The organism is Ramlibacter sp., from assembly GCF_041916345.1.
Lineage (GTDB): Bacteria > Pseudomonadota > Gammaproteobacteria > Burkholderiales > Burkholderiaceae_C > Ramlibacter.
This window is the reverse complement of record NZ_JAYRZR010000140.1, coordinates 1-6,828: the sequence shown is the minus strand read 5'-3', so window position 1 is coordinate 6,828 and position 6,828 is coordinate 1. Positions and strand designations below refer to the sequence as shown.

General features: G+C 71.2%; 9 protein-coding genes and 1 pseudogene. 5 read left to right on the top strand and 5 right to left on the bottom strand.

Going from position 1 to position 6,828, the window contains the following annotated elements; translation table 11 throughout:
• Positions 1–33 precede the first annotated feature (33 nt).
• Positions 34–879 carry a ZIP family metal transporter gene (locus tag ACE3T5_RS20615; protein ID WP_374669986.1) on the bottom strand — a complete coding sequence of 282 codons (846 nt, stop codon included), beginning with the start codon at positions 877–879 and terminating at the stop codon, positions 34–36.
• Positions 880–941: 62 nt separating this feature from the next.
• On the bottom strand, positions 942–1,838 hold the full coding sequence (locus ACE3T5_RS20610) for a dienelactone hydrolase family protein (RefSeq protein WP_374669985.1): 897 nt from the start codon (positions 1,836–1,838) through the stop codon (positions 942–944).
• A gap of 74 nt (positions 1,839–1,912) precedes the next feature.
• Between ACE3T5_RS20610 and ACE3T5_RS20605 the strand changes: the two genes are divergently transcribed.
• Both ACE3T5_RS20605 and ACE3T5_RS20600 read left to right on the top strand, forming a co-directional pair.
• Complete coding sequence (locus tag ACE3T5_RS20605; RefSeq protein WP_374669984.1) at positions 1,913–2,119, top strand: 4-oxalocrotonate tautomerase; 207 nt, start codon at positions 1,913–1,915, stop codon at positions 2,117–2,119.
• Between the two features lie 2 nt (positions 2,120–2,121).
• Positions 2,122–2,442, top strand: a complete 321-nt coding sequence (locus ACE3T5_RS20600; protein ID WP_374669983.1) for an I78 family peptidase inhibitor — start codon at positions 2,122–2,124, stop codon at positions 2,440–2,442.
• Between the two features lie 13 nt (positions 2,443–2,455).
• Here the strand turns inward: ACE3T5_RS20600 and ACE3T5_RS20595 are convergent, their stop codons facing one another.
• Genes ACE3T5_RS20595 through arsD form a run of 3 tightly spaced genes read right to left on the bottom strand, consistent with a single transcriptional unit; the run spans position 2,456 to position 5,645 of the window.
• The gene (locus ACE3T5_RS20595) at positions 2,456–3,442 is read right to left on the bottom strand and encodes a YcjF family protein (RefSeq protein WP_374669982.1); all 987 of its coding nucleotides are present in this window, start codon (positions 3,440–3,442) and stop codon (positions 2,456–2,458) included.
• Positions 3,443–3,480: 38 nt separating this feature from the next.
• Positions 3,481–5,259: an arsenical pump-driving ATPase gene (gene arsA, locus ACE3T5_RS20590; protein ID WP_374669981.1), complete on the bottom strand. Its 1,779-nt coding sequence runs from the start codon at positions 5,257–5,259 to the stop codon at positions 3,481–3,483.
• 20 nt (positions 5,260–5,279) lie between these two features.
• A complete protein-coding gene (arsD, locus tag ACE3T5_RS20585) occupies positions 5,280–5,645 on the bottom strand; it encodes an arsenite efflux transporter metallochaperone ArsD (protein WP_374669980.1) in 366 nt (121 codons plus the stop codon).
• A gap of 135 nt (positions 5,646–5,780) precedes the next feature.
• On the opposite strand from arsD, the gene ACE3T5_RS20580 reads away from it, so the two are divergent.
• From ACE3T5_RS20580 to ACE3T5_RS20570, 3 genes and pseudogenes are all read left to right on the top strand, one after another.
• Positions 5,781–6,170 (top strand): ArsR/SmtB family transcription factor, encoded by a 390-nt coding sequence (locus ACE3T5_RS20580; RefSeq protein WP_374669979.1) that lies wholly within the window; start codon positions 5,781–5,783, stop codon positions 6,168–6,170.
• Positions 6,171–6,181: 11 nt separating this feature from the next.
• Positions 6,182–6,682 carry an arsenate reductase ArsC gene (locus ACE3T5_RS20575; protein WP_374669978.1) on the top strand — a complete coding sequence of 167 codons (501 nt, stop codon included), beginning with the start codon at positions 6,182–6,184 and terminating at the stop codon, positions 6,680–6,682.
• A gap of 18 nt (positions 6,683–6,700) precedes the next feature.
• A pseudogene (locus ACE3T5_RS20570) lies at positions 6,701–6,828 on the top strand (aquaporin family protein); the annotation flags it as partial.

Genomic DNA, 6,828 nt, shown 5'->3' with positions numbered 1-6,828 from the left:
GGAGCGGTAGCGCAACCCCAGCGATCACACCGCTCAATGCGAGTGCGCCAGCCCGCTCACCACCATCACCAACCCGATCCCCACCAGCAGCCACGCAATCTGCGCCAGCGTCTCGCGCGCGCCCAGCCGCTTCTGCAACTGCGGGATCAGATCCGCCAGCGCCACGTAGATGAAGCTGCTGGAGGCCACCACCAGGAACCAGGGCAGGTAGTCCGTGAGCCGGTCCACCAGCCACCAGCCCACCAGCCCCCCCAGCGGCGTGACCGCGCCCGCGAGCGACACCTTGATCAGCGCGGCCTGACGGCTGCGGCTGGTCTGGCCCAGCACGGCCAGATCGCCGATGTGGTGCGGCACCTCGTGCGCCAGCACCGCCAGCGCCGCCACCAGGCCCAGCCGCAGATCGGCCATGAAGGCCGAGGCGATGAGGATGCCGTCGCCGAAGCAGTGCACGCTGTCGCCGGTGAGCACCGCCCAGCCGCCGGAGCGCGCGGGCGCGGCGTGCAAGTGGGCGTGCGCCTCGTGCGAATGGCCCTCGTGCTCGTGGGCATCGTGCCCGTGCCCCTCACCCCCATGGTGATGCTCATGCCCGTGGTGCCACAGCTCCGCCTTGTCCAGCAGGAAGAAGAACACCAGGCCCACCAGCAGCGTGCCGAACAGCTCCTTCGCGCCTGCCTGGCTTTCCAGCGCCTCGGGCAGCAGGTGCAGGAAGGCGGTGGCCAGCAGGGCGCCGGCGGCCAGGGACAGCAGGTGCTGCTCGCCCAGGCCGCGCCGGGTGGCGTCGGGGCCGGCCTTCCAGCCCAGGCGCATCAGGCCCGCGGCCACCCAGACGCTGCCGATGCCGGCGGCCAGGGTGGCAAGCAGGATGGCGATGAGAGTCACAATGAAAAACCGCCCCGTAGGGCGGCTCCAGCTTGGAAAGTCGCGATGGAGTCGACGGGCGCTCAGGCCACCCCGTTCGCCTTGAACCACTCCAGCGCCCGCTTCCAGCCGTCTTCGGCGGGTTGCTGGCGGAACGAGGGCCGGTAATCCGCATGGAAAGCATGCGGGGCATCGGGGTAGACCACGAACTGCGAAGCCTTCGCCGCCGGCGACCCGGCCGCGAGGGCAGCTTTCATCTTATCAACCGTGTCAAGCGGGATGCCCGTGTCGGCCCCGCCGTACAGGCCCAGCACCGGCGCCTTCAGCTGCCCGGCCACGTCCACCGGGTGCGCCGGGTTCAGCGGCGAAGTCTGGCCGACCAGGCGGCCGTACCAGGCCACGCCCGCCTTCACCGGGCCGTGCGCGGCGTACAGCCAGGTGATGCGGCCGCCCCAGCAGAAGCCGGTGATGGCGGACTTGGACACGTCACCCCCATTGGCCGCGGCCCAGCGCATGGCGCCGTCCAGATCGGCCATGACCTGCCCGTCGGGCACCTTGGAGATGACCTCGGCGATCAGCTTGGCGATCTCGCCGTAGCTGCTGGCGTCGCCCTGGCGGATGAAGAGCTCCGGCGCGATGGCCAGGTAGCCGGCGCGCGCGAGGCGGCGGGCCGTGTCGGCGATGTACTCGTGCACGCCGAAGATCTCGGAGATGACCAGCACCACCGGCAGGCCGGTCTTGCCGGCGGGCGCGGCGCGATAGGCCGGCACCTTGAAGCCGTTCACCTCATAGGTGATCTCGCCCACCGTCAGGCCGTCGGCCGGCGTGCGGATGGCCGTCTGCGTCATGGCCGGGCCGGCGGCGGCCGCGTAGCCCACGCCCAGCGCGGCCTTCAGCGCGGTGCGGCGGCTGGCACCGCGCTCGCTGGAGGTGCCGGGCAGCAGCGAGTCGAAGTCGTTGCGGAGGTCGTCGCGAAGCATGGGTCGTGTCTCCTGGTGGTGGGGTGGGCGCGAGTCTAGGCAAAATCGGGCCCATCCGCATTCAAGGAGAACCCATGCCCACGATTCGAGTCGAGTTGATTGCCGGCCGCACGCCGGAACAGAAGCGCAACCTGGTGAAGGCGCTCACCCAGGCCTGCGTGGACACCCTGGGCAGCAAGGCCGAGTCGGTGGACGTGGTGCTGTTCGACATCGCCCCGGGTGACTGGGCGACGGGCGGCGAGACGTGGGCCGACAAGATGGCCAAGCCGCAGGGCAGTTGACGATGGCCCGCCTCGCTGCGCGGTGCGCCAGCGTGCTGGCGCTCGGCGCCCTGACCACGCTGGCCGGCTGCGCAGCGCCGCCGGCCCAGCCGGAGGCCGCGCCGCCACCGCCACTGGCCGGCACCTGCGAGGCCCAGGCCGCGCAGTTCGCCATGGGAATGCCGTACGGTGAGGCCCTGGCCGAGGAAGTGCGCCGCAAGAGCGGGGCGCGCACCGTGCGCGTGCTGCGCCCGGGCATGGCCGTGACGATGGAGTACGACCCCGGCCGCATCAACCTGGGGGTGGATGCGGCGATGCGGGTGACGCGGGTGAATTGCGGGTGAGCGAGCGGCGGCCTCACCGCCCCCGCACCATCGCCATCACCTTGCCCACATCCATCGTGCGCGCCTGCTCCTGCATCTGCGGGAGATAGCGGCCGCGCAGGCCCTGCGCCTCGTTCGCGATGCCGGCATAGGCCTGCTTCAGCATGTCGGCCGAGAGCGTGCGGCCCCCGGCGTAGTAGCGCTTGGCCACATGGCCCAGCGCGTAGGTGGCGACGAAGCTCATGCCCGAGCTCACCGCCTGATTGCCGATGGTGCGCGCCAGCCCGCCGCCCATGCGGCCGAGCAGCCCGCCCAGCAGCTTGCGGCCGGCCTGCTCGAGGTACTGCGAGGTGAGGCCCACGCCCACCGTGGCGAGGAAGTCCTTGATGTGGCCGGAGTCCAGCTCGTAGCCGTGCGCCTGGCCGATCCGGTAGACCAGCCGCATCTGCAGCGGGATGATGGCCATGGTCGACAGGGTTTCGGGCAGCAGTTCCAGCGCGCCGTTGGTGATGGCGGCGTTCAGGATCATGGAATCCAGTTCCTGATTGCTCAGGGTCGAGGGGCGCGCGCCACTGGCCGCCGGCGCAGGTGCCGCGGCGGCCACGACGGCCGGCACGCTGGCCGCGGCGCCCGCGGCGCCCACGGGCGCCGTCGCCATGGCCTGCGCCGCCTCTTCGAACGGGCGCGCCTCCGCTGCGTCCAGCCCCAGGCTCGCGCGCAGGCTGGCCAGGAACTGCTGCTCGGCGACAGACTGCGCGCCATCGGCGTCGCAGACGCACACCGCCATCTCGTAGGCGAGGTGACGCGCCTCGGGCGATTGAAGCGCGGCGGCCGTGCCGGCCATGTCCACGCGCTTCATCAGCACGTCCTGCACCAGCGTGGGCAGGTGCACGGCGTCCGATTGCGCCAGCGCCTCGGCGATGCGGCGGACCTCGGCGCGCTCACGGTCGTGCTTCTGGCCGTCCGCGAAGGCGGCCATGAGGCTGAGGGTGATGATGGATCGGGTTTCCTGGGGGGTCATGGAACGGGGTCCTGTTGGCGATGAGGCATGGAGTGCCCTCAGGCCAGACAGGTTCCCGCCTCCCGCTGCGCCCCGGCGGCCAGCGCCAGCAGCGCCGTCGCGCCCACAGGGGCCTGGCCCCGCCATGCGATCACCTGTGCACGCGTCGCCGCGACGTGGCGGACATGCTCGATGAATGGCGCCTCGTAGGCGCCCCGCTGGGCGAGCACGGGGTCCCGCGTGCCGCTGGCCAGCAGGCTCTGGTTGACCACCCAGGCAAACGGCTCGATGCCGGCGCGGCGCAGATCGGCCTGCAGGCGCTCGGCTTCGTGCACCGGCGTGGCCTCGGCCAGCGTGACGATCAGCACGCGCGTGAACGCAGGGTCGCGCAGGCGAGGCAACAACTGGCGCACGGCTTCCGGCGTGTCCCCCTGCGTGCGGCCCACTTCGCGGTGGTAGGCCTCGGCGGAGTCCATCAGCAGGATCGTGTGGCCCGTGGGCGCGGTGTCGAGCACGACGAAGGCGTCACGCGCCTGGTCCACCGTGGCGGCGAAGGCACGGAACACCGCGATCTCCTCGGTGCAGGGGGAACGGAGATCTTCCTCCAGCATGGCCCGCGCCTGCGCGTCGAGCCCGGCGCCGGCCTTGGCCAGCACCTCGTCGCGGTAGCGGGCCACCTCGGCGGCCGGGTCGATGCGACCGACCGTGAGATGGCCGACCGGCTCATCCAGCGCCCACGCCAGGTGCGCCGCGGGATCCGTGGTGGACAGCACCACGCGATGCCCCCGCCGCGCCAGCGCCACCGCCACGGCCGCGGCGATGGTGGTCTTGCCCACGCCGCCCTTGCCCATGGTCATGACCAGGCCGTGGCCGGCGGCCTCGATCGCGTCGATGAGGGGCGCCAGGCCCTCGTCGGCGGCTTCGCAGGTCGCTCCAGGCGGCGCGCTGGCGACGACCGCGGCGGGATGCAGGAAGGCCTGCAGCGAAGCCAGCCCCACCAGACCACGCGGCACGAAGCCGGTGCGGCTGCGCGGCAGGGCCGCCAGGGCGGCCGGCATACCTTGCAAGGCCGCGGTGTGACGCGCCGCCATGGCCTGGGCGACCGCATCCCCGGAAGCCGCTTCGTACACGCCGTTGAGCGCCAGCAACTGGTGCCGCACGCCCAGATCGGCCAGCTCGTGGCGGGTCCGCTCGGCTTCACGCAGGGCAGCCGGCTCGGGGCGGGCCACCAACACCACCGTCGTGAGCGCCGCATCGGCCAGCGCCTTCACCGCTGCGGCGTAGATGGCCTTGTTCTTCTCCAGCCCGGCCAGCGGGCCCAGGCAGGACGTGCCCGTGGTGTTGGTGGCCAGAAAGTCGCTCCACGCCGAGGGCAACGACAGCAGGCGCAGCGTGTGCCCGGTGGGCGCAGTATCGAAGACCACGTGGTCGAAGGCCGCGGTCACTTCATTGCCCGCCAGAAGTTCCGCAAACGCATCGAAGGCGGCGATCTCCACCGTGCAGCCGCCGGAGAATTGCTCCTCCATGCTTCGGATGGCCGCGGCCGGCAGCACGCCGCGGTACGGGCCGACCATGCGTTCGCGATAGGCGGCCGCGGCAGCTTCCGGGTCGACGTTCAGCGCGCACAGGCCGGGCACGCCAGCCACCGGCGTGGGCGCTGTGCCCAGCGAGGTCTCCAGCACTTCATCGAGGTTGGAAGCCGGATCGGTGCTGACGAGGAGGACGCGCCGGCCTTGTTCGGCCAGCCGCACGGCGCTGGCGCAGGCGAGCGAGGTCTTGCCCACGCCGCCCTTGCCGGTGAAGAAGGCGAACCGCGTCTCCACGGCCGGCAAGGCCATGGCGGCGACACCGGCGCCCATCAGCACTGACCCGGGGCGCACCCGCAGCTGCCGATCTTGATGCGCGGCTTCTCGGCCGTGGGCGTGGCCAGGCCGAGCTTGCCCATCAACTGGCTGCGGGAGGGATACATGCCCGTGGAGACGATGCGTCCGTCGATGGCGACGATGGGCAGGCGGTTGAGGCCGGCCTCCATCTCCTTCACCACCGCCGTGTTCGCGGCAAACGCCGCGGGGTCGTGGCTGAGGCTGTGGCGCGCGACCTGCACGCCCGCCTGTTCGAGCGCCTGCAGATCGGCATTGAACTGCACCAGCGCGGGATCGACGTTCACCCCGCACACGCCGGTGGGGCAGCACATCGCGGGCTCAAAGATTTCCAGCTTGCTCATGGTGTTTCCTTCTTGGGGTTACCTTCATGCTCGCACTTCAGGGCGCCACCGGCATTGACAAGCCTCAACCGGGGTGGGCGGCAGATCCGCCGAAGTCGATTGACTTTCATTTAATGTTTCCACTATGATGGAATTATGCAAGAGACCGACGCCGTCGCCAAGCTCGCCGCCCTGGCCCAGCCCATGCGGCTGCGCGTGTTTCGTGAGCTCGTCACGGCGGGCGCCGAGGGCCTCACGCCTGGCGTGCTGTCGGAACGGCTCGCGGTACCGGCGGCCACGCTCTCGTTCCACCTCAAGGAGCTGCTGCACGCCAGCCTGGCCACGCAGGAGCGCGCCAGCCGCCACCTCATCTACCGCGCCGACTTCACGCAGATGAACGACCTGCTCGGCTTCCTCACCGAGAACTGCTGCCAGGGCGAAAGCTGCGGCGTCAGCGCCGCGCCCTGCAAGCCAGCGCGCCCGGCCGCGGCACGCCCGGCGACCTCATCCACCCACCGTACCCGCGTCGCGACGCCGCGCCGCTGAAAGGCTCACCCGTGTCGAACCCGCTCAACGTCCTCTTTCTCTGCACCCACAACTCGGCCCGCAGCATCCTGGCCGAAGCCACCCTCAACGCAGTGGGCCAGGGGCGCTTCCGCGGCTTCTCGGCCGGCAGCAGCCCGCGCGAGAACCAGCAACCCAACCCCATGGCATTGCGCGTGCTGCAGGAGGCAGGCATTGCCACCGAGGGCCTCAGCAGCAAGAGCTGGGATGTGTTCGCGCAGCCCGACGCACCGCGCATGGACCTGATCATCACCGTCTGCGACAACGCCGCTGGCGAGATGTGCCCGATCTGGCCGGGGCATCCGGCCACGGCGCATTGGGGCTATGCCGATCCCTCCGAGGTGCAGGGCGACGAGGAGGCACGCCACCGGGCCTTCCGTGCCACGCTGCATGCCATCAAGCGCCGGCTGGACATCATGGTGAACCTCCCGCAGGACCGCCTGCAAGCCCTGGCGCTGCAGCAGACCGCACGCGAGCTGGCCCTTCAGGCCTAGCCCGTGACGCGCGAGCGCATCGCCGCGAGCCGGGCCCGCCCGCTGGCCGCGGAGTTCATCGGCACCGCCATGTTGCTGTGCGCCGTCATCGGCTCCGGCATCATGGCCGAGCGCCTGAGCGCGGGAAACACGGGCGTGGCCCTGCT

What these genes read in the sequence shown, in the direction of transcription:
- ACE3T5_RS20610 (WP_374669985.1), bottom strand. Translation starts at nt 1,838, where the DNA reads ATGCTTCGCGACGACCTCCGCAACGACTTCGACTCGCTGCTGCCCGGC.
- ACE3T5_RS20605 (WP_374669984.1), top strand. Translation starts at nt 1,913, where the DNA reads ATGCCCACGATTCGAGTCGAGTTGATTGCCGGCCGCACGCCGGAACAG.
- ACE3T5_RS20600 (WP_374669983.1), top strand. Translation starts at nt 2,122, where the DNA reads ATGGCCCGCCTCGCTGCGCGGTGCGCCAGCGTGCTGGCGCTCGGCGCC.
- ACE3T5_RS20595 (WP_374669982.1), bottom strand. Translation starts at nt 3,442, where the DNA reads ATGACCCCCCAGGAAACCCGATCCATCATCACCCTCAGCCTCATGGCC.
- arsA (WP_374669981.1), bottom strand. Translation starts at nt 5,259, where the DNA reads ATGGCCTTGCCGGCCGTGGAGACGCGGTTCGCCTTCTTCACCGGCAAG.
- arsD (WP_374669980.1), bottom strand. Translation starts at nt 5,645, where the DNA reads ATGAGCAAGCTGGAAATCTTTGAGCCCGCGATGTGCTGCCCCACCGGC.
- ACE3T5_RS20580 (WP_374669979.1), top strand. Translation starts at nt 5,781, where the DNA reads ATGCAAGAGACCGACGCCGTCGCCAAGCTCGCCGCCCTGGCCCAGCCC.